Origin of the sequence: Anaerosphaera multitolerans, assembly GCF_004006535.1 — a bacterium.
GTDB classification, from domain to species: Bacteria; Bacillota; Clostridia; order Tissierellales; family Peptoniphilaceae; genus Anaerosphaera; species Anaerosphaera multitolerans.
The window spans coordinates 96,341-120,128 of record NZ_RLIH01000003.1 but is presented as its reverse complement, the minus strand read 5'-3'; the positions used below and the strand labels follow the sequence as shown (position 1 = coordinate 120,128).

The following is a 23,788-nucleotide window of genomic DNA, read 5'->3' as shown; positions in this document are numbered from 1 at the left end:
GAATAAAGATGTCGGAAATTCATAAATTTTATTTAAATGGCAAATATATTGTATTGGATATAGCCAGTGGCTCTGTCCACGTTGTTGATGAAATTATTTATGACTTAGTAGATGATTATTTAAATTTTACTAGGGAGGAAATAATTAGAAAATACTCTTCAAAGTATAATAAAGATATTATAGAAGAAGCTCTTTCTGAAATAGAAGAATTAAAAGATGAGGGTATGTTATACACTAAGGATGAAAGGCTGTTAAAGCCTTCTTATAATCCTGAAAACATAATTAAGGCTATGTGTTTACATGTGGCTCATGATTGTAATTTAAGATGCAGGTACTGTTTTGCGTCACAGGGGGACTTTAAAGGTCAAAGGCTTTTAATGGATGAAGAGGTGGGAAAGAAAGCTTTGGACTTTCTGCTTCAAAACTCAGGAAACAGAAGAAATTTAGAAGTGGATTTCTTTGGTGGAGAACCTCTTATGAATTTTGAATTAGTTAAAAAATTAGTTGAATATGGAAGAGAAGAAGAAAAAAAATATAATAAACATTTTAGGTTTACCATAACTACTAACGGCGTTTTATTAAATGATGAAATAATAGATTATATAAATGAAAATATGGACAATGTAGTTTTATCTCTTGACGGCAGAAGGGAGATAAACGACTATATGAGACCTGCTACTAACGGTAAGGGTTCCTATGACATAATAGTGCCTAAATTTAAAGAGTTAGTAGATAAAAGAGGGGATAAGGACTATTATATCCGAGGCACCTTTACTAATAAGAATTTGGATTTCTCTAAAGATTTATTGGAGTATTACAATCTTGGATTTAAAATGACATCTATTGAGCCTGTCGTTACTGATGAAAAAGAAGAATATGCCATTAGAGAGGAACATCTTGAAGAAATTTTAAATGAATATGAAAAAATGAGTAAGGATTATATTAAAATTCGCAAAAAAGACAGAGACTTTCTCTTTTTCCATTTTATGATTGATTTAACTCAAGGTCCTTGCATAATAAAAAGAACAGTGGGATGTGGAGCTGGCTCCGAGTACGTTGCTGTTACACCTGAAGGTGATATATATCCTTGTCACCAATTTGTAGGGGAAGTGGAATTTAAACTGGGAGATGTTTTTAGCGGCATTGAGAATTATGATTTAAGAGAAAATTTTAAATGTTCCAATGTATTTACAAAAGAAGACTGCTATAATTGTTGGGCAAGATATTATTGTAGCGGTGGTTGCCATGCAAATGCTTATTATTCAAACGGGAACATTCAAAAGCCTTATGCCGTAGGATGTGAAATGGAAAAAAAGAGAATAGAATGTGCTATATCTATATTAGCCAATGAATAAAACCACTGAATAACCACTGACAGTGGTTATTTTTTATTGTGAAATATGTTATAATAATAGCAGAAATAAGGAGTTTGGAGGTGTTAAGATGTAATTATTACTCCTAGGCAGTAGTTACTAAAATTGAATATTAAGGAGTGATATTATGTCGTTGATACAGGTTAAGGATTTAAACTTTTCCTATGATGGAAGTTACGATAAAATATTTGAAAATGTAAGTTTTCAAATAGATACTGATTGGAAGTTGGGCTTCATTGGAAGAAACGGTAGAGGGAAAACCACTTTTCTAAATTTACTTTTAAGTAACTATGAATATAGTGGAGAAATTAATTCCTCAGTAATCTTTGATTATTTTCCTTTTAAAGTAAGTGATACAAGTGTTTTTACTTTAGATGTTTTACAGGAAATCTCGCCACAGTCTGAAGATTGGGAATTTATAAAAGAATTGTCTCTTTTAAATGTGGATTGTGAAATATTATATAGACCTTTTAAGACTCTATCAAAAGGAGAACAAACCAAAGCTCTTTTAGCAGCTTTGTTTTTAAATGAAGGTCATTTTCTTCTGATAGATGAGCCTACTAATCACTTAGATTTAGAAGGTAGAAAGATTGTGGCTGATTATTTGAAAAACAAAAAAAGTTTTATTTTAGTGTCGCATGATAGAGATTTTTTAGATAATTGTGTAGATCATATACTATCAATAAATAAGTCTAATATAGAAGTTCAAAAAGGAAATTTTTCTACTTGGTGGGAAAATAAAAAGAGGATAGATGAATTTGAACTGAGAAAAAATCGAGAATTAAAAGAAGATATTAGCAGGTTAAAGGATTCAGTTGATAGAACATCAAGATGGTCTGACAAAGTTGAAAAAAGTAAAAATGTAAAGGTCTCAGGTAACAAACAAGATAAGGGCTATGTAGGACATAAGGCTGCAAAAATGATGAAAAGGTCCAAATCTTTAGAGTTGAGACAATTAAAATCCATTGATGAAAAATCTAAATTATTAAAAAATATAGAAGTAAATGAAGATTTAATTATTAAACCTTTAGCTCACCATTCAAGTATGCTATTTACTTTAGAAAATATAGAGCTGTTTTATTCCAATAAAAAAGTTTGTGGTCCTGTTAGTTTCAACGTAACACAGGGAGATAGAGTTAATATTATAGGACCTAATGGAAGTGGAAAGTCTTCGTTATTAAATTTATTAGTAGGAAGTGAAATAGAATACAGCGGAGAAATTATTAAAGCTTCTAATTTAAAAATTTCTTACGTTGCTCAGGATACTTCAAATTTAAAGGGAACATTAACTGAATATGCAGCAAGTCGGAATATTGATGAAAGTCTATTTAAAACAATCTTGAGGAAAATGGGTTTTGATAGAGTACAATTTGAAAAAGATATTGCTGAGTTTTCCAGCGGTCAAAAGAAAAAGGTTTTAATAGGTGCCAGTTTAAGTGAAAGAGCACATATATATATCTGGGATGAACCGCTAAACTATATAGATATTTTTTCGCGTATGCAAATAGAAGATTTGTTGTTGGAATATAAACCGACTTTAATTTTTGTTGAGCATGATTCTAATTTTCAAAGAAGCATAGTTACAAAAAGTGTAAGATTATAATTAAATAAAAGTTCCTTAAAGGAACTTTTATTTTTTAAACTGATTATTCGGAGATTTTATGAGTAAATTAACTACAGAAATTGTTAAAAGGATGGCATTTTATGCCTTAATATATGAAGTCTCAGTAACTCCTAAACCGGGTTTAGTAGATTTAAAAGATAATGGAAGCCATACTGATATGAATTATTTTACTTTCATAAATAGTGCACTTTCACTTCCCGATTATTTTGAAGAAGTTTATATGTTAGGGAAGAAAGGGAACAATGAAAAGAATTTTAAGAGGTTAAGAGAAATTGGAATGGAGTATGAAGCTAGAATGTTTAATGCTACAAAGGGTGTAAATACTCATAAGGGGGCAATTTTTTCTCTTGGAATGATTGTTTATTCAACAGCAGTTGTAAAAAGTTCGGATATTGAATTTAATCCATTAACAATAACTGAAGAAGTAAAAAGAATTTGTAGCGGTATTAGTTCGGAATTGGAAAATAATACATTAAAGACACAGGGACAGATACAATATGGAAAGTATGGTTTAAAAGGTATTAGAGGCGAGGCTGAAGAAGGTTTTAGAAAAGCTGTAACCATTGGCCTAAAAAATTTAAAGAGATGTTTAGAAACTTTGGATTTAAATGACAGTCTTGTAGAGGTGTTGATGTACTTTCTAAGAGAAATAGATGATTCAAATACTATTAAACGTTCTTCTTTAAAAGGTCTGGAATATGTAAAAAACAGTGCAGATAAAGCCATATCTTTAGGTGGAATGCATACGGAAGAGGGAAGGAAGTATATCTACGAAATGAATGATCAATTTATTTTAAGAAACATTAGTCCCGGAGGATGTGCTGACTATTTAGCATTGACTTTATATTTTTATTTTTTGGAGGAATACTATGATTGAGTATAAAGAAGCTGTTTATTTAATAGATAGAAAGAGAATTGAATCCTTTTTAAACGAAAATAATTTAACACTGGAAAAAGACGTAGAATATACTGTAATAGCTGAGGAAAATTCAAGAATAGTTGCAACAGGTTCTGTAAGCGGTAATGTTCTTAAGTGTTTTGCCATAGATGAAGAATATAGGAATATGGCTATTACAAATACCATAGTCTCCAAATTAATAGAATACCAATACAATAGAGGAATAACCCATTTATTTATTTTCACTAAACCAGGTAATAAGAAAATATTTACGGACTTCGGATTTAAATTAGTTGCAGAAGTGGAGGAAGTAGCTCTTTTAGATAATAAAATAGATGAACTTTATAAAATAGTTGAAGATTTAAAAAATACCAACCCTGAGAATTTGGAGTCAGGTGTTATAGTTTTAAATGCAAATCCCATGACTTTGGGACATTTAAAACTTATTGAAGAGGCGGCAAGTCAAGTTAAACGACTTAATTTATTTATGGTAATTGAAGATAAAAGTGATTTTCCTTATGAGTTTAGGTACAATGTAGTTAAAAATGCTACTGCTCATTTAAAAAATGTAGTTTTACACAGAGGAAATGAATACATTATATCTAAAAATACTTTTCCAACTTATTTTTATAAGGATACTCAAACAATAATAGAAAGCTACACTTCTTTGGATATTACTATTTTTGCCAAGTACTTTGTAGAGGCTTTAAATATTAAAAAGAGATTTGTGGGGACTGAAGTTACTGATATAGTTACCAAAGAATATAATGACAAAATGAAAAGTATACTTCCTATGTATGGAGTAGAAGTTGTGGAAATTGAAAGATACAGAGTAGATGGGGAAATAATATCCGCAAGTGTTGTTAGAAAGTTTTTAAAAGAAAAGGATTATAAAGGCGCTTATAGACTTTTACCTCAAAGTACTATTAATGCTTTGGAGAGCGAAGAGGGTAAAAGAATTGTGGATGGTTTATAGAAATGGATAACTATGAAGTTAGAATGGCAGAAATGTTAGAAAGTAAGGAAGAAAGAAGAAAAATTCAAAAAGAATTTATTGATAAATATAAGTCCACATTAATATCCTTTATGCTAAACATCCCGGGAGAAGTAAAAAATAAAGATAGTTACGTTTTATTTCATAAAAAATATATATTGGAAATAAAGAAAATATTAAGGAAGGAAAAAATTGAATTAATAGATGAACTGTATTTTAATAAAAAAACGGGAATGGAGTATTATGCAGTAGTAAATTCTAATGGAGAGAACATTAAAGGGTTAATGGTTGAGCTTGAAGAAAAAAATGAAAGTACAAGACTTTTAGATATTGATGTATTTGATAGAGAATTTAATCAAATATCCAGAAGTGAAATGGGATTATCAAGTAGAAAGTGTATTCTTTGTTCCAAAAGTGCAGTCCAGTGTATGAGAGAAGAAAACCATAGTTTAGAAGAAATTAAAGCTAAAGTAAATAAATTGATTTTAAATGAAAAATAAAGACCTGCCAGTTGGTAGGTCTTTAAAAATTTGATTATTTGAAAAGTGGAACGGCACCGGTAATTGCTGCCATACCTATAAAAATCACAAATATTCCTATAGCCCACTTAGCAGATTCTTTTTGCCATGCTCCCATATCTAGTCCAGTTAAGTTTAGTAGCAAGTAAATAAATGCAACTAATGGACTTAAAAGGTGGAAAGCCTGACCAAGAAGTGATGCGGTACCTATTTCCAATGCTGTAAATCCATATTGATATCCTGCTTCTGCAAATACAGGAAGCACTCCATAGTAGAAAGCATCGTTTGATAGGAAGAATGTTCCCGGAGCAGAAACTATTGCAGTAATTAGTCCCCAGAATCTTCCCAGTGATTCAGGAATAATTTTAATTAAACTTGCTGCAAGAGCGTCGGACATTCCGGAGTTTGTAAATAAACCCATAAATATTCCGGCACCTAGTACTAAAATAACAACTTGTAGTGCATCTCCCGCATTATCTTGAATCCTAGCCTTTTGTTCGCTTATTTTCTTATAGTTAATCATAAGAGCTAAAGCAGTACCTACTAGGAATAGGAAAAGTGAAGGGAAGGTACCAACTACTAACATAATAACTATACCTATAGTTAAAATAGCATTAATTACTAAGTTTTGAGGTCTCTTTAAAGCCTCCTCTTCTTCACTTGCAGGAGCTGTTAGTGCTTCAATATCTGCATCAGTTAGATTTTGAATTCCAACTCTTTTTCTCTCTTTTAAACCAAGATAGTAAGCAACACCAAGCATATAAACTACAGAAACAACCATTCCAGGTATAAGAGCCTTTAAGATAGTTTGTTCGTTTACTCCCGGCTGCTCAGCTAAAACTGAAATAACACGTGCTGTTGGTCCTCCCCAAGGAAGAAGGTTCATAATAGTATTCATAAGTATTATGAGCACACCAAGGTTCATCATTTTTAAATTCAGCTTTTTATAGATTGGAATAAAAGCTGTACAGCAGATTAAAGTCGTTGTAGTACCGTCACCGTTTAATGAAACAGCAGCAGCTACTACTGCAGTACCAACAAGTACTTTAACAGGGTCTCCTTTAGCCATTTTAATCATACTTTTAGTTACTGGATCAAAAAGTCCGGCATTTAACATAATAGCAAAAAATAAAATAGCAAAAAGTAACATAATACCTGTTTTTGAAGTTTGTTGAATACCATCAACAGTCCAATCACCAACGATTTTAATTTGATCCCACAGTCCAACTTGCGAAGCGCTAATTTCATTAGCAACTGAAACTTGTTCTGTGTAAAGTCCTAGAAATGCACCTATAATAGTAAAAACTAAAGGAACGAGCACAAGTGCCGTAAAAGGTTGCATTTTTTTCGTCATTACAAGGGCTAAGAAAACAATAATCATACCCCAAGCAAGAATTGTAAGTGTCATAGATTCATCTCCTCTTTATTAATTTTTATATTATATAAAATAAATTTATAATAATATCTTAGTCATCTGCAGGAAACTTTATTAAGGATGAGTAGGGAAGACTAAAATCACTTCGCATAATCATTGTATTTTCGTTTGTTTTAATCTTTAAAATTTAGATAAACTCCTTAAAAGTCTTTACCTACGTTGTTTAATTTTCGAAATATTCTAAATAATATCTTTCTAAATATTTACAGTATAGCACGTAATATTTAGAAATGTTCACTATTTGAAATTAATTTCAAAACAATAAAAATAATTCCAGTAGGAGTCCTTTGACCCCTACATAGAAAAATTTATTTAAATTAATTTTTAAGTTTTTTAACAGTATCAATAATGGTTCCGTCCCTATATTCTAGAACTGCCACTATATCATCACTAAATTCTATAGTATCCGGAACACCGGTTTGCTTTTCAGCCATTTCTTTAAGTTCTTCAATTGTTAACAATTCAATTTTAGCTTCTTTGAACTTTTCAATTAAGTCAGCTCTTAAAGGATTTACTGCAATTCCGTAATCAGTACATATTACATCTACAGCTTCTCCGGGAGTACAAACAGTAGTTACCTTATCAAGAACTATTGGATTTCTTGACCTAACAAGAGGTGCTAGAATTAAACTCATTTTTGCTCCGGGAGCAGTATCTTGATGTCCTCCAACAGCTTGGTTAATAACTCCGTCTGATCTTGTCATTACGTTTACATTGAAATCTGTGTCAATTTCCAAAGCTCCTAATAGAACAAAATCCAAATTATTTACTGCAGGACTCGGACTGTTAGGGTTGGCATATTCCGAAGCGGAAATTTCAAAATGTTTTTCATTTTCTCTAATACTCCTAACAGCATCTAGGTCAAAGGATTGAGTGTCAAATAGACCGTCTACTAAACCTTCTTCCAACATATTAACCATGTATCCTGTAATACCGCCAAGGGCCATAGAAGCTCTAATATTGTCTTTTTTCATATCTTCTTTAAGAAGTTTTGCCACTGCAAGAGTGGATCCGGCAGCTCCCGTTTGGAAAGTGAAGCCATCTTTATAAAGTCCAGAAGCTTTAATAGCTTTTACAGCATTTTGTGCTATTAATAAATCCCTAGGATTGTCATTAAATCTAATGGAACCTGAAACAATTCCCTTAGGGTCTCCGATTTCTTCCACTTCAACAACGTAGTCAACGTACATTTGATTAATTGAAGCCGGGATATTAGGGTATGCAACTAAATTATCAGTAATGGCTACTACACAATCAGCAAATTGTGCATCAACCATTGCATATCCCAGTGAACCACAGGCGCTTTTTCCCGATTGTCCATTCATATTTCCCATTTCATCGCAAGATGGCGCAGCTAAAAAAGCCACATCTATGTGTAGTTCACCATCTTCAATAGCCCTAGCTCGTCCACCGTGACTTCTTATAATAGCCGGTTTGTTTAATATACCTTTGGAAATTTCTTCACCTAATTGTCCTCTCAGTCCGGAAGATTGTATTCCAGTTATAATTCCGGATTTGATATAGGGGATTATATGGTCATGTACTGATGCCAAAGAACTTGGAGCAAGAGTTAAGTCTTTAATGTTCATTTCGGCAATTACATCTAAAACCATGTTTAAAACGTAGTCGCCATTTCTTAGGTGGTGATGAAAAGAAATTGTCATTCCATCTTTTAAACCTGATTTTTCAATTGCTTCTTTAATTGAACTTACTAATTTTTTATCGCCAGGTTTTCCAACTCTTATTTTGGCTCCCGCTTTACTTTTATTTACTAAGGTTTTTCCAACGCCGATAAAGGGTTGTAATTCACCAATTCCCTCAAGATATTCAGGAATTTCTCTTCCAACAGAATTTTTATTATAGTTCATGAATATCCTCCTCACTTAAAATACCACTGGCAACAGCTAATTCTAAAGTTCTTTCAGCTCTTACTATTATAGGACCGTCAACCATTTTTCCATCTACACTGATTACGCCACTGCCTTTTCTTTCTGCCTCTTTTGCTCCGGCTATAATTTTAATAGCGGAATTTATTTCCTTTTCAGTAGGTGTATAGATTTTATTTACAACAGAGATTTGGTTAGGGTGAATTACAGATTTACCATCAAACCCAAGGTCTTTAATAAATTGAACTTCTCTTTCAAATTGCTCCATATCATTTAAATTGGAGTTAACAGTGTCAAAGCATGCTATACCAGCATTTCTTGCAGCTAATACAATTTGAGACCTAGCAGCAAATAACTCCCAACCGTGGGAAGATCTTGTGGTTTTTAAATTTGTAACGTAGTCTTCCGCTCCTAGGGCAATACCCATCATTCTTGGAGAAGCCTGCGCTATTTCCACTGCATTTAAAACTCCCGTTGCCGATTCAATTGCAGCCATCATTAAGGTTCTTCCAACACAGCCAAGTTCTTCTTCAACTTCAGTAATAATTTTATCTACATCTATAATATCTTGGGCAGTATCTGTCTTTGGAAGTCTTACTACATCTACTCCGGCACTTACTACAGCTCTAATATCTTCTTCACCATAGGGAGTGTCCAGTCCGTTAATTCTTACAACTCTTTCAACATTACCATAATCAATAGTTTTTAAAGCGTGATATACTAACATTCTAGCAGCATCTTTTTGATTTATACTTACTGCATCTTCTAAGTCAATCATAATTGAATCAGGTTTGTAAATATGTGCATCAGTAAGCATCCCAGGATTATTTCCCGGTAAAAACATCATTGTTCTTCTAAGTCTTTCTTTCACTTTACACCCTCCAATTATAATCTTCTACTTCACAAGCCCTATATATGCAGGATTTAGTACGAGCTTTAATTACATAGTCAAGGGCTCCCTTGTCCACAGCCTTTATATTGACATTTGAAATATCAAGTTCTTTTAAGGTGTCCCTTATGGTCTTTTCAATTTGTTTACCAAATTGAGTTTTCACAGAGCTTTGCAATTCAATATTGATTCCATCACCTTTGTTGGCTGTAATCAATATATCATTGGACTCTACAGTACCTGCAACTGCTTCCTTTTTAATTTCCAACATTTAAAAACCTCCTTAATAGTTTATTTAATGATAATGTTTTGTCTTTCTATAAATTGATTTCCAACAGCAATAGTTTAAATAAATATTCTTTAGTAATTAAACTTTGAAATATTTTTGAACTTTGCCGTTTAATACAGACTAATAAGTAATTGTCTTTATAAAATGGGAAAACAGCTTATAATCATATAATGCAAAATAAAATATCGTTTTCAATTATATTAATTTTATAATTAAATATAATAATCCCTAAGCAATAATGTATTGTTTCCCTAATAGTAATTATATATTTTTAATTGATACAAGAGTGTTTTTTTTATGTATTAAAGTGTTTTTAAAATGTGTTAAATACTTTATCTTATTGATATGTTTTATTAAATAGTTTAAATATCTTGTATTTTGGATATCCATATAATATAGTAAGTTTCTAGGACAAATGAAATATTGTTATGAGGTTATAAAATGTATGGATACATGTCAGAGTTAAAAAAATATGTAAATGTAAGTTCTAACAAATCTTTAAACGAAACAGTATATTCCGGGTTGAGAACTGCCATTATTAAGGGGATTATTCCCGTTGGTGAAAGAATAAATGAAAAATATTATTCTGAATATTTAAATATTAGTCGTACACCCATAAGAAATGCAATAGAAAAATTAAAAGAAGAAGGCATCGTTGAATATATACAAAATTATGGAGTAGTTGTAAAAAGAATAAGTCCCGAAGATGCAGAGGAAGTATATAAAATAAGAATTGCATTGGAGACACTGGCTACAATTACTGCAATGAACAATATGACTGAAGATGAATTTAAGAGCATGGATAAGCTTCTAAAAATTACTTATGAAGAACATGAAAATCATAATGTAGAAGAGGTAATAAGACTTTCCGCAATATTTAATTCAAATATTTTAAAGTTTGCCAAAATGCCTAGGTTGGAAACTATAATAGGAAATCTTAGGGATTATTTAATTAGATTTAGGGATATATCTCTTTATGATGACTCGAGAAGACTTGATGCTATTAAAGAACATATGGAAATTGTAAGACTTATGAAACTTAAGGATGAAGATTCTTTAAGGGTGTTAGTTGAAGAACATTTAAACTATTCTAGATTTGCTGTTTTAAATGAAATAAACAAACTTGAAAGAGAAAGACAGGAATTTTTAAAAAACAAGTATAATATTTAAATCATTTTCATTAACTTTAAATTATTAAAAATTTTAATATGCTCAAATGAGATTTAATGACATTTTCATTAAATCTTTTTGTGGTGTTTATAATCTTAAATTTAAATAATTATAAATGAAATATAAGTATATAACTTTCCAAGAATTTTTAAAGTATATGTTATTTACCCTTGTTTAAAATAATGGTTTTTTATGGTATACTTAAGCTTATATCTGGAGAACGGTGATTAAATGGAAAAGTGGTTTATTAAAAATGTTAAACCTAATAGAGAAATATTTGAAAATCTAAATATAGATTTTTTTATTTATAAAATTTTATTAAATAGAGACATTGATACTAAGGAAAAAATTGAGGATTTTTTAAATCCGAATTTGGAAAAATTAAATACTTCCTTACTTTTGCCCGACTTAATAAAGGCTTCTAATTTTATAGTTAGTGCTATAAAAACTGGTAGTAAAATCAGAGTAGTAGGCGATTATGATGTAGACGGTGTTATGAGCACCTATATTTTAGTAAAGGGACTTAAAAGGTTGGGGGCAACTGTTGATTATGCAATACCGCATAGAGTAAAAGATGGTTATGGCATTAATAAAGATATTATTGATAGGGCTGTTGACGATGGTATTGAATTAATAATTACCTGTGATAACGGGATAGCTGCTTTTAGTGAAGTAGAATATGCAGAAAAAAATAATATAGATGTTATTATTACCGACCATCATGAAGTACCGGTAGACGAAGATGGAAGAGAAATTATTCCTAAGGCTAAGGCAGTAGTTGATCCTAAGATAAGTTATTCAAAATATCCCTTTAAGGAAATTTGCGGAGGTGTTGTGGCTTTTAAAGTCATAAGTTACCTTTATAAAATTTATGGAATAGATGATGAAGAACTTTATAATGAATTACTACCTTTTGCTGCAATAGCTACAGTTTGTGATGTAATGCCACTAACAGATGAAAATAGAATTATTTTAGTAGAAGGTTTAAAACGACTTAAAATAACGGAAAACAAAGGATTAAAAGCTATTATATCGGAGTCCGGACTTAATAAAGATGATATAAATACCTACCATATTGGCTTTGTAATTGGACCGACTATTAATTCAGCAGGAAGACTTGAAGATGCAACAGATGCTTTGAAATTATTTTTTGAAGAAGATGAGCTAAAAGCTATTGAAATAGCAAGGTATTTAAGAGCATTAAATGCTAAAAGACAGGAAATGACAGATGAGGGGTATAATAAAATTATAAATGTTATAGAGGAAAATAATTTAGTAAATAAATTTCCTGTTTTAATTTTAAAAGATGATTCCATAGATGAAAGTATACTTGGTATTATCGCTGGAAGAATAAAAGAAAATTATAACAGGCCTGTTATTGTGTTGACAAAATCAGGCGACTATTTAAAAGGTTCCGGAAGAAGTATTGAAAATTACAATATGTTTGAAAAGATTTCTCTATCTAAGAATTTTTTAGAAAAATTTGGCGGTCATGCAATGGCCTGTGGTTTAAGTTTAAAAGAAGAAAATTTTAAAGAATTTGTTATAGATGTAAATAAAAAATCAAACTTAACAAAAGAGGATTTAATAAAGAGGGTTTATATTGACAGTTCAATTGAACTAAGTAGAGTAAATATTAACTTAGCAAGTAATATTGATGTCTTAAAACCCTTTGGAAGTGGAAATCCAAAACCGCTCTTAGGTTCTTTAAATTTAAATGTAGTCAATTTTAACGTCTTTGGGAAAAATAAAAATGTGATAAAGATGACATTAAGTGACGGAAAGGAAAATAGGCAAGCTATTCTCTTTGAAAATTTAGATGTTTTTACTGAGAATTTAAATAGACATTATAGCGAAGCGGAAATTAATAAAATGATTAACGGACTTAAAAATAATATATTTTTAGATATTGTGTTTACACCTGAAATAAATAGTTTTAGAGGTGTAGAAAATTTAGAATTAAAAATTAACAATTATAGAGCAAGTGGGGTGATGAAATGATTGATGAATTAATTAACAAAATTAAAGAATACAATCCTTCAGTTGACGAAGAATTAATACGAAAAGCTTATACTTTGGCTTATGAAAATCATAAGGGACAGAAGAGAAATTCCGGAGAGGATTATATTATTCATCCCTACAATGTTGCATTGATTTTAGCTGAAATGAATATGGATACGCCTACAATAATTGCAGGACTTCTCCATGATACAATTGAAGACACTGATGTGACTTTTGAAGATGTGGAAAGAGAATTTGGATTAGAAATAGCAAATCTTGTAGATGGCGTAACAAAGCTTAAAAAGTTAAACTATCAAACTAAACAGGAAAAACAAGCCGAAAATATTAGAAAAATGGTACTTGCTATGGCTAAGGACATAAGAGTAATTATAGTGAAACTGGCTGATAGACTTCACAATATGAGAACTCTTGAGTATATGACTGATGCCAAGAAAAAAGAAAAAGCAACGGAAACCATTGAAATATACGCACCTCTTGCCGATAGGTTGGGTATGAGTAAAATTAAATGGGAATTAGAAGATCTATCTTTAAGATATCTGGATCCTGAAAATTACTACCAATTAGTTGAAATGGTAAATAAACGAAGAAATGAAAGAGAGGCTTTAATAAACAGAATTATTTCTGAACTTCAAGAGAATCTTAATAAGATTGGAATAAACGCAGATATTCATGGAAGACCTAAAAATTTTTATAGTATCTATAAAAAAATGAAATTTAAGGGAAGAGCCTTTGATGAAATTTATGACCTTTCTGCAGTGAGAGTTTTAGTAGATGATATAAAAGATTGTTATGGGGTTTTAGGTGTAGTTCATACTTTATGGAAACCTATACCGGGAAGATTTAAGGATTATATTGCAATGCCTAAGCCAAATAAGTATCAGTCATTGCATACTACAGTTATAGACAATAGCGGAGAAACTTTTGAGGTTCAAATCAGAACTTTTGAAATGCATCAAACTGCTGAATACGGTATTGCAGCCCATTGGAAATATAAGGCTGGAGTTTCTAAATCTACATCCTTTGATGAAAACCTAACTTGGCTACGACAGTTTTTAGAGTGGCAAAAGGATTTAAGTGATCCTAATGACTTTATGGAAACTTTGAAAATAGACTTTTTTGCTGACGAGGTATTTGTATTTACGCCTCGAGGAGATGTAATTAATCTGCCTGAAGGTTCCACTCCTATTGACTTTGCCTATAGAATACACTCGGATGTGGGAAATCACTGTGTCGGTGCTAAGATAAACGGAAGAATAGTTCCCTTGGATTACACATTAAAAAGTGGAGATATTATCGATATAATCACAAGTTCAAATGCAAGTCCTTCAATGGATTGGCTTAAAATAGTTAAAAGTCCACAAGCAAAGAAAAAAATCGCTCAATATTTTAAAGTTAAAGACAGAGATAAAAATATTGAAAGAGGAAGAGACATGCTTGAAAGGGAAGCTAAAAAGCTGGGCTATAGAGTTGGCGACATCTTAAAAGATGAATGGCTTGATGAAGTATGTATTAAGATGAATGTTTATTCTTTAGATGATTTATATGCTGCTGTTGGATTTGGAAGCATAACTATTAATCAGGTTATGTCAAAATTAATTGAATTATATAAAAAGAACAACAAGGTTGAGTTTGTACAAGAGGAAGTAATACCTCAAAAGTCTAAGAAGATAACTCAGGGCGGCATTATAGTAAAAGGCGTAGATAACTTAAAGGTTAGATTTGCCAAGTGTTGTAATCCGGTGCCGGGAGATGACATAGTTGGTTATATTACTATTGGAAGGGGAGTATCTGTCCATAGAGCTGACTGTTCAAATATAAAGAGTTTAAATGAAACTGCAAGGCTAATAGAAGTTGAGTGGCAGACAGAAAAAGGCGTTTCCTATAATGCTCAAATTGAAGTTAAAGCAGTTGATAAGGGAAATGTGATTTCCGATGTGGCAACAAAAATAAACGATTCAAAGTTGGCACTTCACAATTTAAATGCAAAGACAACAAAGGACGGAGACTTAATTTTAGATGTTACAGTTGAAATTCACAGTATTGAAGAGTTGGAAAGAATAATTGAAAAGCTTAAAAAGATAAAAAATGTATTTGATGTTTATAGAGTAAAGGCATAGGTGTTATGAGAGCAGTAGTACAAAGAGTGGAAAAGGCAAGTGTAGAGATAAGCGGAAAGACTATTTCCCAAATAAATAAGGGCATTTTAGTTTTATTGGGAGTAGAAGACCTAGATGAGGATAGGGACTTTGATTATATCTTTAACAAAGTTGTGAAACTTAGAATTTTTAATGATGAAAATTCTGTAATGAATAAGAGTCTATTAGACGTGGAAGGTGAGCTCTTAGTAGTTTCGCAGTTTACTTTATATGGAGATGCAAGAAAGGGCAATAGGCCAAGTTATATAAGAGCTGCAAAATTTGAAAACGGAATAATGTATTACAATAAATTTATTGAGAAAGCTAAAGAGTTGGGAATTAAAACGGAGTCAGGTGAATATGGAGCAGATATGAAAGTTCATTTAGTAAATGACGGACCTGTTACTATTTTACTTGACAGTGAAAAAATATTTTAGGAGATAATATGGATTTTAAAATAATTAGACTGGTTTTAGGAGATTATCAAACTAACTGTTATATTTTATTTAACGAAAATAAGGAAGCTATAATAATTGATCCTGGTGCTGAAGCGCATAAAGTAATAAATGCTGTAAAAGAAAATGATTTAAAAGTTTTAAGCATTATAATTACACATGCTCATCCGGATCATTTCGGAGCTTTGGAAAAAGTGAGAGACGAGTTTAAGGTTAAGGCCTATTTAAGTGAAGATGATAGCGAAATGTTGGCTAAAAGATCAGGCGAATTAAATGGAATGCTCGGTGTTAAAGATGAACCTTTAAAGGCTGATATACTGGTAAAAGATGGAGATACTATTCCTTTTGGAAATAAAGAGTTAAAAGTTATCTCAACTCCCGGACATACTCCCGGAGGAATTTGTCTATTAATTGATAAAGTATTATTTTCAGGAGATACGTTGTTTTACGGTTCAATAGGACGTACAGATTTTCCTGGAGGAGATTATGACACTATAATAGCCTCTCTACACAAGTTAATGAAATTAGATAAGGATATAGTAGTTCTTCCGGGTCACGGGCCGGAGACTTCAATTGAATTTGAAAGGGCTAATAACCCGTTTATTAGATAAAATGATTGAAGTTAAATATTATAATGAAAATATAAAAAAAGAAGTATTTGAATTTTTAAGGTTGAAATTTCCCTCCTATGAAAATTCCAATTATATTAAGTTAGAAATTACAGATTTAGAAGATTTTAACTTAAAGATAGAATCCGATTTTTTTAAAGGTGAAATTTTAGTTGAGAAGACCTCTGATATTAGAGAACAGAAGATATTAATAAAACAGAAATTATATAAAGCGCTGAAACCCCATTTTGAAAGTTATGATAAATGGGGTATACTTACCGGTGTACGGCCTGTAAAATTAATTATAAAACTTTTAAGAAATTATAGTGACTTGGAAGTTATGAATATATTGAAGTTTAAATACTTTGTAGCAGAGGATTTAGTTGAATATTTAATGGATATTGCTAAGAGAGAACTAAAAGTTATTTGTCCAATAGATCCGAAATCCTATAGTATTTATGTTCACATACCTTTTTGCCCAAGTAAATGTTCCTATTGTTCTTTTCAAACACAGATATACAACAGTAAAGTAGCTGATGATTATATTGAAAGGCTGGTAAAGGATCTGGAAAGGGAATCCTTTTATTTTAAAGGGGAACCCAAGTCCATTTATATTGGAGGAGGTACTCCTACCTCCATAGGAGTGAAGTCTCTTCAAAAAATTATTAAAATTCTAAATTCACGTTATGGAAACCCAAGTGAATTCACTGTTGAATGTGGAAGACCTGACACTATAAGTAGAGATATGTTACTTATGCTTAAGGAAGAGGGAGTAAATAGAATCAGCATTAATCCCCAATCAATGAATGATATAACTTTAAATAAAATTGGAAGAAACCACAGTGTTAAAGATATTTATAATTCCTTTAGCCTAGCAAGAGATTTAGGTTTTGATTTTATAAATATGGATTTAATAGTAGGGCTTCCCAGAGAAGGAATAACAGATAATAAAAAAACTTTAAAGGAAATATTAAAACTAAATCCTGAAAATATTACTGTACACACTCTATCTATAAAAAATGGTTCTAAGCTCTATGAAGAAAAGTATAGGGGAAGTAATTCTATTGAAAATATTTTTGATTTTATTGATAAAGAAACTTACAGTGTAGGATATTATCCCTACTATTTATACAGACAAAAGCGAATGATTGGAAATGGTGAAAATGTTGGATATAGTAAAGAAGGTTTTGAATCAATTTACAATATATATATGATGGAGGAAAAACAGAGTATTATTGGATTTGGAATGAGCAGTTCTTCTAAGTTTTTCTTTCCTAAAGAAGATAGAATTGAAAGTATTATGAACTTTAGAAATATTAAGGACTATATAGAGAGAAACGATGAAATTTTTTCTAAAAAGTTAAATTATTATCGAGATTTTAAATTTTAGGAGGTTACATTGAAATTAAAAGAGATTTTTAAAGGCGTTGAGATCTTAGATGTAAAGGGAAGTATTGATTTCAATGATGAAGTTAACGGAATTAATTACCATAGTGGAAAAATAAAAGACGGAGAACTGTTTGTAGCTGTTGTGGGATATATTACAGATGGACATAAGTATATTTCCGATGCAGTAAAAAATGGGGCAAAGTATATTTTAGTTGAAAATTTTTCGGAAGAAGATATCCCTCAAATTAAAGTAAAAAACACGAGAATAACCTTAGCCGATATTTCTTCAAATTTTTACGGTAATCCTTCAAAGGAGCTTAATATAGTGGGAATTACTGCCACTAACGGGAAAACTACAACTTCTTTTATGGTGGATAATATATATAAAAAAGCGGGATTTAAAACGGGATTAATTGGCTCAGTTCTTGCGACTTATGATGACGTTAAAATACCTTCTATTCTAACTACACCTGACTCTTTAGAGTTACAAAAGTATTTTAGAGATATGGTTAATAAGGGAATAGAAAAGGTGACGATGGAGGTTTCATCTTCAGCTCAAGAATTATATCGGGTGAAGAATATTGACTATGATATAGTGACTTTTAATAATTTTTCAAGAGAACACATTGATCAACATGGAAGCTTTGAAAACTATTACGAAGTTAAATCTAAGTTAATAAAAGAAGCGTCGCCTGAAAGTGTCTCAATTTTAAATATGGATTTTGAACATATTGCCAGATTGAAAAATGAAACAAAATCCCAAGTGCTAACCTATTCTCTGGAAAACGACAATTATGATTTTTCAATTTCAAACTTAGATTTATCTACTGGAATGGGTAAATTTACTTTTAATGTAAATAGTGATATAGAATTAAAAGATGGAAAGATTAGCAAAGGAAGTTTTAAAATTGATCTTTCCGTAGGTGGATATTCTTCTGTAATGAACTCTGTAGTTGCTATAATAATAGCCTTAGTAGAAGGAATAGATATTAAAATTATTCAAGAGGCTATGAATGATTTTACCGGAGTTGAAAGAAGATTTGAGATGATATATGATGAAGATTTTAAAATTATTGATGATCACTATGCAAATTCCAGAAATATAGAAGTGACATTAAGCACATTGTCAAAAATGAAATTCGCTGATCTTAGAATGCTCTATGCCATTAGAGGGAATAGAGGTGTTAACTTAAATAGAGAAAGTGCTGAAATGACGGCGCAATGGTTAAAAACTTTAAAGCCTCAGACCTTTTATGCAACGTTGAGTAAAGATACAGTTACATCTAAAGATGAAGTTTTAGATGAAGAGTTAAATGTATTTTTAGAAGTTATGAAAGAAAACAATATAGATGTGGAAATTTTTGACACTTTAGAGGAATCCATAGAAGCTGTTTTAGAAACTGCAGAAAAGGAGGACGTTGTATTATTTGCCGGATGTCAAGGAATGGATAAAGGAGCTAAGTTTGCCTGTGACTTTTTAATTGAACACAAATTAGTTAAAGATAAAGCTAAATTACTAGATAAAATAGACAATAGAGTTTGTTAACTTGACATAGATTTTAAAGGACTTTATAATAAAGTTAAATACGATAAAAAGAGGAAACTAAATTAAATTTCTCTAGAGAGTGGACAAAAGGTGAAAGTTCATGGGATTTATTTAGTGGGACAACTTTTTTGTAGAGGATTCCGTAGATTTGCGTTAAAAATATGAGAGAGGTTTACCTAATTAGGGTGGTACCGCGAGATTTCCCTCGTCCCTTATCGGACGGGGGTATTTTTATTTTTTTGGAGGTAGTTATGTCAGAGAATATTAAAGGATTAAAACGAAATTATTATTGTGGGGAATTAAGGGAAGCTAATATTGGAGAAGAGGTTACCTTAATGGGTTGGGTTGCAAAGGAAAGAAACCTTGGATCCATAGTTTTTGTAGATTTAAGAGATAGAACAGGAATTTCACAAATAGTATTTGACGATACTGTAGATGCTGAATTATTTAAAAAGGCGGAAAAGTTAAGATCTGAATTTGTAATAGCTATAGTGGGAGCAGTTAGAGAGAGATCTTCAATAAATGAAAAAATCCCAACTGGAAAAATTGAAATATTAGCCAAGGAGTTGAGAATTTTAAGTGAGTCGGAAGTTCCGCCAATTTACATTAAAGATGACGATAATGTGGCAGAGAATATGAGATTGAAATATAGAACCTTAGATCTTAGAAAACCTTTTATGCAAAACAATCTAATGGTAAGGTCTAAATTTTACAAAGTTACGAGAGACTTTTTTTATAATGAAGGATTTATGGAAATTGAAACGCCAATGCTTTCAAAACCAACGCCTGAAGGAGCCAGAGATTATCTAGTACCAAGTAGGGTTAATGAAGGAAAGTTTTATGCGCTTCCGCAATCACCTCAATTGTTAAAGCAATTGTTGATGGTATCTGGAATGGATAAGTATTTCCAAATAACAAAGTGTTTCAGAGATGAGGACCTAAGAGCAAACAGGCAGCCTGAATTTACACAAATTGATTTAGAAATGAGTTTTGTAGATATTGAAGATGTAATTGAGGTAAATGAAAGATTTTTAAAATATGCGTTTAAAGAAATCTTAAATGTTGATATAGACCTTCCAATTCAAAGAATGAAGTATAGTGAAGCCATGGATAGGTTTGGAGTGGATAAACCTGATTTAAGATTCGAGTTGGAACTTGTAGATGTAACTGAAATTGTAAAAGACAGCGGGTTTAAAGTCTTTGAAAGTGCAAGTGTAAAAGGTAGCAGTATAAGGGGTATAAATATTAAAAATGGGGCTTCTTTTTATTCAAGAAAAGCTGTAGGTAAACTTGAGGATTTTGTAAAAACCTATGGTGCAAAAGGCTTAGCCTGGATTAAAATAACAGATGAGGGTATTAATTCTCCAATTGCAAAATTTCTTTCAGAAGATGTAATTAATGGAATAATTAAAGAGATGAGGGGGGAGCTTGGAGACCTTTTGGTATTTGTTGCAGACAAAAATAATATTGTATATGACAGTCTTGGCAATTTGAGAAATCATATAGCTAAAGATATGGATTTAATAAGTAAAGATGATTATAAGTTGCTGTGGATTACCGAGTTTCCTCTCTTTGAATATGATGAAGATGAAGGAAGGTATGTTGCAAAACACCACCCTTTCACCTCTCCTATGAAAGAAGATTTAGAATACTTGGAAACACAGCCTGAGATTGTTAGAGCAAAGGCCTATGACATCGTTATAAATGGAGATGAAATGGGTGGAGGAAGTATAAGAATTAATAATCCTGCAATTCAAAACAGAATGTTTAAAGCTTTAGGTTTTTCAGAAGAAGAAGCTGAAGAGAAATTTGGATTTTTATTGGAAGCTTTTAAATATGGAGCACCTCCTCACGGTGGATTGGCTTATGGATTGGACAGATTGATTATGCTCTTTACTGACTCTGAAAATATAAGAGATGTAATAGCTTTTCCAAAAACCCAATCTGCTACGGATTTACTTACAGGAGCACCTGTGGAACTAAGCGAAGAACAGTTAGAGGAAGTTCATATTAAAGTAATAGAATAGAGGTGTCATATGGAACAGGATGGATACGTAATTAAGGATTTAGGTGAATATGTAGAAATTTCTGTGATGAGGGAATCTGCTTGCGGTTCTAATTGTGAAACTTGTCAAGCTAAGTGCAGTGAATCAAAACCTTTTAACTTAAAAGTACCAAATACTCTTAATTTAAAAGTGGGAGAAAGAGTTAAAATTGAAATGAATTCCAAAATGGTAATAAGCTATATACTATTGGTATATGGATTACCGCTTGTATTCCTGTTACTGGGTACATTAATTGGAATATATGTATTTTCAAAAATGAATTTGACTTCTGCAGAAATCCTAGCTTTCGGATTAGGCTTAATAGTTATGAGTATGGCTTATTTAATAATTAAAAGAGTAGATGCTAAACATGGAGAAAACAAGTTAAATGAAATTAGTATTAAAAGGTATTGATCTATGAAAGAAAATAATTTTTTAAATATTATTTCAAAAGTGACTTTAGGAATTTTAATTATTTCAATTTTAATTTTCGGATTTTCTTTTTTCAGCTATAGTAATATGGAGGATATTGAAAAAGATAATAAAAAGTTAAAAAATGACTTAACTCAAATAGTCGAAAGTGAAATTGAAATAAAGGAAAAATATAATGAAACAATGAAAGCATTTGAAGAAATTGAATTGGAATTTACTTCAAAGTATGGTTATGATTATACTATGGGAGATGAAGATGTAATAGAATCTGAAATTGAAAATCTTAAAAGTAAGAACTCCTCTATAAAAATACAATTGAAGGAAGAAATTAAAAAATATAAAGATTACTATAGCGGAGATTATTATTTAACCGAGACTTTAGATAATTCCATTTCTAAATTTGTTTCTTTAAACTCTATAAATGATGTTGATGAACTTAATCCCGATCTTTATTCTTACTTAGAATTGGAAAAATTTATGGAAGAAGCAATTAGATCAGGTACAGTAAAGTATTTAATTTCTCTTAATAAAAGAGACATTAAATTTGATATATTGGCCTTTACCACTGCTATGTACTCAGATAAATTATATGAGATCGGCAATGACTTAAGTGATATTGATCAAAACTTAAATAAGTTATATTCACAAATTGTAGGTTTAACTGAAGTATATAGAAATATGGAAACTTTTGGAATTAAAACCGGTAAGTTATCCTATGGTAATTTATTGAATTTAAAGAAAAACTCTTTAACTTTGATTGAAGAATACTTTAAAAACAAGGGAACTATTGAATTTTTAGAAAGCTTAGGTGAAGAAAATGAAAAATCTAAGTAATAAAACCCTAACATTATTAAGTATTGTATTTATTTTACTTGCCGGAGTTTTAATCTATTATAGCTATTTAAACTTTGAAAAGATTTCATCTAATCAAGTTTTTTATAAAGAACAGAATAAAACTCTTAAAAGAGAAATAGATGAAAAAGAAACTTCTATTGAAAAATTAAGGGAAGATGAAAAATCACTTGATCTAAAATTAAAAGAGCTGAAAGAAATTTCAAATGTTTATGATTCTTTTGAAGATAGTAGAGACTATGAGACTATTAAAAAACTTTACTCCAATCATTTTTTACAAACAATAAATTTGAATTTTGACAATGCAAGAAATCTTTCATTGGTCGATAAAACAAATAGATATAGGAAGCTTATTGCCACTTATTTTGGAGATATTGAAGTGGAGAATTTAAATGAGGCAAATGGGAATGTATTAATTAGCAACCTATCATTTAATAATTTTATTATAAATTCGTTAAATGAAAAAATTGTTGAAAACAATAATAGAATCTTTAAAAAAATGGGTTTGATAGATTACTATATTGAGAATAAAAATTATTTAATTAAAACTAAAATATTTGAAAAAATTGAAAAAGATATAAAGGAAAATCAATTGGCTTTTAGCGGAAAAGAGACTAAGGATTTTACTGACGGTGTTTTATATTTAAAGTCAAAGGCTTTAAGAGGATATGACCTTTTATTGTTTCCTAATTCCCACAATAGTGAATTTCTATCTAATCTAAGTAATAATATTTCCGTAGAAAAGAAAAATGTAGAATATGCTAATGTTGCTTTAACTGATAATCTTATAAAGAATAGTAAGGAAATTTTAAAGAATATGGTTTTCGGAATAGATGTCTATAGTCAAAATATAGATTTTATGGGTAGCTATAACATACTTGATAAAACTTATGAGTTAGACAGTGGAATTCAAGTGTTGAGATATCTTGTTGATAATAGAAATAGACTATACATGGTAGAAGAAAGAAGAAACGGAAAACCTACTAAACTTGTTTATTTTGATTCGTCCGGAAATCCTTTCTTTGAAATAGACATTCAAACTTATAAGTCTTATTACTTTGAATTTGATGGCAGTAAAGAAGGAAAAAGCAGATATAATGAAGCAGTTAAGTTGTATAATGATTTTTGAAGATGTTTGGCATCTTCATAAGCACTCGTAGCTCAGTGGATAGAGCATTGGTCTCCGAAGCCAAATGTCGAGGGTTCAACTCCCTCCGAGTGCACCAAA

At 30.8% G+C, this 23,788-nt stretch carries 20 protein-coding genes and 1 tRNA gene; 17 read left to right on the top strand and 4 right to left on the bottom strand.

The features are described 5' to 3' along the window. The first annotated feature begins 8 nt into the window (after nucleotides 1-8). The 5 genes from scfB to citX all read left to right on the top strand — a co-directional run bounded on the left by scfB (nucleotide 9) and on the right by citX (nucleotide 5,389). Complete coding sequence (scfB, locus tag EF514_RS03090; protein ID WP_127723731.1) at nucleotides 9-1,355, top strand: thioether cross-link-forming SCIFF peptide maturase; 1,347 nt, start codon at nucleotides 9-11, stop codon at nucleotides 1,353-1,355. Between the two features lie 145 nt (nucleotides 1,356-1,500). After that, nucleotides 1,501-2,976 (top strand): ribosomal protection-like ABC-F family protein, encoded by a 1,476-nt coding sequence (abc-f, locus tag EF514_RS03085; RefSeq protein ID WP_127723729.1) that lies wholly within the window; start codon nucleotides 1,501-1,503, stop codon nucleotides 2,974-2,976. 58 nt (nucleotides 2,977-3,034) lie between these two features. After that, a complete protein-coding gene (citG, locus tag EF514_RS03080; protein ID WP_127723727.1) occupies nucleotides 3,035-3,874 on the top strand; it encodes a triphosphoribosyl-dephospho-CoA synthase CitG in 840 nt (279 codons plus the stop codon). Next, complete coding sequence (gene citC / locus EF514_RS03075; protein WP_127723725.1) at nucleotides 3,867-4,871, top strand: [citrate (pro-3S)-lyase] ligase; 1,005 nt, start codon at nucleotides 3,867-3,869, stop codon at nucleotides 4,869-4,871. Before citG ends, citC begins: the two co-directional genes overlap by 8 nt. Nucleotides 4,872-4,873: 2 nt before the next feature. Continuing rightward, complete coding sequence (gene citX, locus EF514_RS03070; RefSeq protein ID WP_127723723.1) at nucleotides 4,874-5,389, top strand: citrate lyase holo-[acyl-carrier protein] synthase; 516 nt, start codon at nucleotides 4,874-4,876, stop codon at nucleotides 5,387-5,389. A 34-nt stretch (nucleotides 5,390-5,423) separates the two neighbouring features. On the opposite strand, the gene EF514_RS03065 is transcribed toward citX, so the two are convergent. From EF514_RS03065 to citD, 4 genes are all read right to left on the bottom strand, one after another. Next, nucleotides 5,424-6,815: a CitMHS family transporter gene (locus EF514_RS03065; protein ID WP_127723721.1), complete on the bottom strand. Its 1,392-nt coding sequence runs from the start codon at nucleotides 6,813-6,815 to the stop codon at nucleotides 5,424-5,426. Nucleotides 6,816-7,159: 344 nt separating this feature from the next. Beyond that, nucleotides 7,160-8,710, bottom strand: coding sequence for a citrate lyase subunit alpha (gene citF / locus EF514_RS03060; protein WP_127723719.1), 1,551 nt, complete (start codon nucleotides 8,708-8,710; stop codon nucleotides 7,160-7,162). Continuing rightward, nucleotides 8,700-9,599 (bottom strand): citrate (pro-3S)-lyase subunit beta, encoded by a 900-nt coding sequence (citE, locus tag EF514_RS03055; protein ID WP_127723717.1) that lies wholly within the window; start codon nucleotides 9,597-9,599, stop codon nucleotides 8,700-8,702. Before citE ends, citF begins: the two co-directional genes overlap by 11 nt. A 1-nt stretch (nucleotide 9,600) precedes the next feature. Then, a complete protein-coding gene (citD, locus tag EF514_RS03050; protein WP_240648991.1) occupies nucleotides 9,601-9,888 on the bottom strand; it encodes a citrate lyase acyl carrier protein in 288 nt (95 codons plus the stop codon). Nucleotides 9,889-10,347: 459 nt separating this feature from the next. Between citD and EF514_RS03045 the strand changes: the two genes are divergently transcribed. The 12 genes from EF514_RS03045 (at nucleotide 10,348) to EF514_RS02990 (ending at nucleotide 23,786) form a co-directional block, all read left to right on the top strand. After that, nucleotides 10,348-11,076 (top strand): GntR family transcriptional regulator, encoded by a 729-nt coding sequence (locus EF514_RS03045; RefSeq protein WP_127723715.1) that lies wholly within the window; start codon nucleotides 10,348-10,350, stop codon nucleotides 11,074-11,076. 231 nt (nucleotides 11,077-11,307) lie between these two features. After that, nucleotides 11,308-13,077 carry a single-stranded-DNA-specific exonuclease RecJ gene (gene recJ, locus EF514_RS03040; RefSeq protein WP_127723713.1) on the top strand — a complete coding sequence of 590 codons (1,770 nt, stop codon included), beginning with the start codon at nucleotides 11,308-11,310 and terminating at the stop codon, nucleotides 13,075-13,077. Next, on the top strand, nucleotides 13,074-15,215 hold the full coding sequence (locus tag EF514_RS03035; protein ID WP_127723711.1) for a RelA/SpoT family protein: 2,142 nt from the start codon (nucleotides 13,074-13,076) through the stop codon (nucleotides 15,213-15,215). Before recJ ends, EF514_RS03035 begins: the two co-directional genes overlap by 4 nt. Nucleotides 15,216-15,220: 5 nt before the next feature. Beyond that, on the top strand, nucleotides 15,221-15,670 hold the full coding sequence (dtd, locus tag EF514_RS03030) for a D-aminoacyl-tRNA deacylase (RefSeq protein ID WP_127723709.1): 450 nt from the start codon (nucleotides 15,221-15,223) through the stop codon (nucleotides 15,668-15,670). 8 nt (nucleotides 15,671-15,678) lie between these two features. Further along, nucleotides 15,679-16,299: an MBL fold metallo-hydrolase gene (locus EF514_RS03025; RefSeq protein WP_127723707.1), complete on the top strand. Its 621-nt coding sequence runs from the start codon at nucleotides 15,679-15,681 to the stop codon at nucleotides 16,297-16,299. Between the two features lies 1 nt (nucleotide 16,300). Beyond that, the gene (hemZ, locus tag EF514_RS03020; RefSeq protein ID WP_127723705.1) at nucleotides 16,301-17,686 is read left to right on the top strand and encodes a coproporphyrinogen dehydrogenase HemZ; all 1,386 of its coding nucleotides are present in this window, start codon (nucleotides 16,301-16,303) and stop codon (nucleotides 17,684-17,686) included. 9 nt (nucleotides 17,687-17,695) lie between these two features. Further along, nucleotides 17,696-19,231 carry a Mur ligase family protein gene (locus tag EF514_RS03015; RefSeq protein WP_127723703.1) on the top strand — a complete coding sequence of 512 codons (1,536 nt, stop codon included), beginning with the start codon at nucleotides 17,696-17,698 and terminating at the stop codon, nucleotides 19,229-19,231. A gap of 251 nt (nucleotides 19,232-19,482) precedes the next feature. Then, nucleotides 19,483-21,258 carry an aspartate--tRNA ligase gene (aspS, locus tag EF514_RS03010; RefSeq protein ID WP_127723701.1) on the top strand — a complete coding sequence of 592 codons (1,776 nt, stop codon included), beginning with the start codon at nucleotides 19,483-19,485 and terminating at the stop codon, nucleotides 21,256-21,258. Between the two features lie 9 nt (nucleotides 21,259-21,267). Beyond that, nucleotides 21,268-21,690: a SoxR reducing system RseC family protein gene (locus EF514_RS03005; protein WP_127723699.1), complete on the top strand. Its 423-nt coding sequence runs from the start codon at nucleotides 21,268-21,270 to the stop codon at nucleotides 21,688-21,690. Nucleotides 21,691-21,693: 3 nt separating this feature from the next. Next, the gene (locus EF514_RS03000) at nucleotides 21,694-22,542 is read left to right on the top strand and encodes a hypothetical protein (RefSeq protein WP_127723697.1); all 849 of its coding nucleotides are present in this window, start codon (nucleotides 21,694-21,696) and stop codon (nucleotides 22,540-22,542) included. Then, nucleotides 22,526-23,689: a hypothetical protein gene (locus EF514_RS02995; RefSeq protein ID WP_127723695.1), complete on the top strand. Its 1,164-nt coding sequence runs from the start codon at nucleotides 22,526-22,528 to the stop codon at nucleotides 23,687-23,689. Before EF514_RS03000 ends, EF514_RS02995 begins: the two co-directional genes overlap by 17 nt. Before the next feature lie 21 nt (nucleotides 23,690-23,710). Then, nucleotides 23,711-23,786: transfer RNA gene (locus tag EF514_RS02990), tRNA-Arg, on the top strand. Nucleotides 23,787-23,788 lie beyond the last annotated feature (2 nt).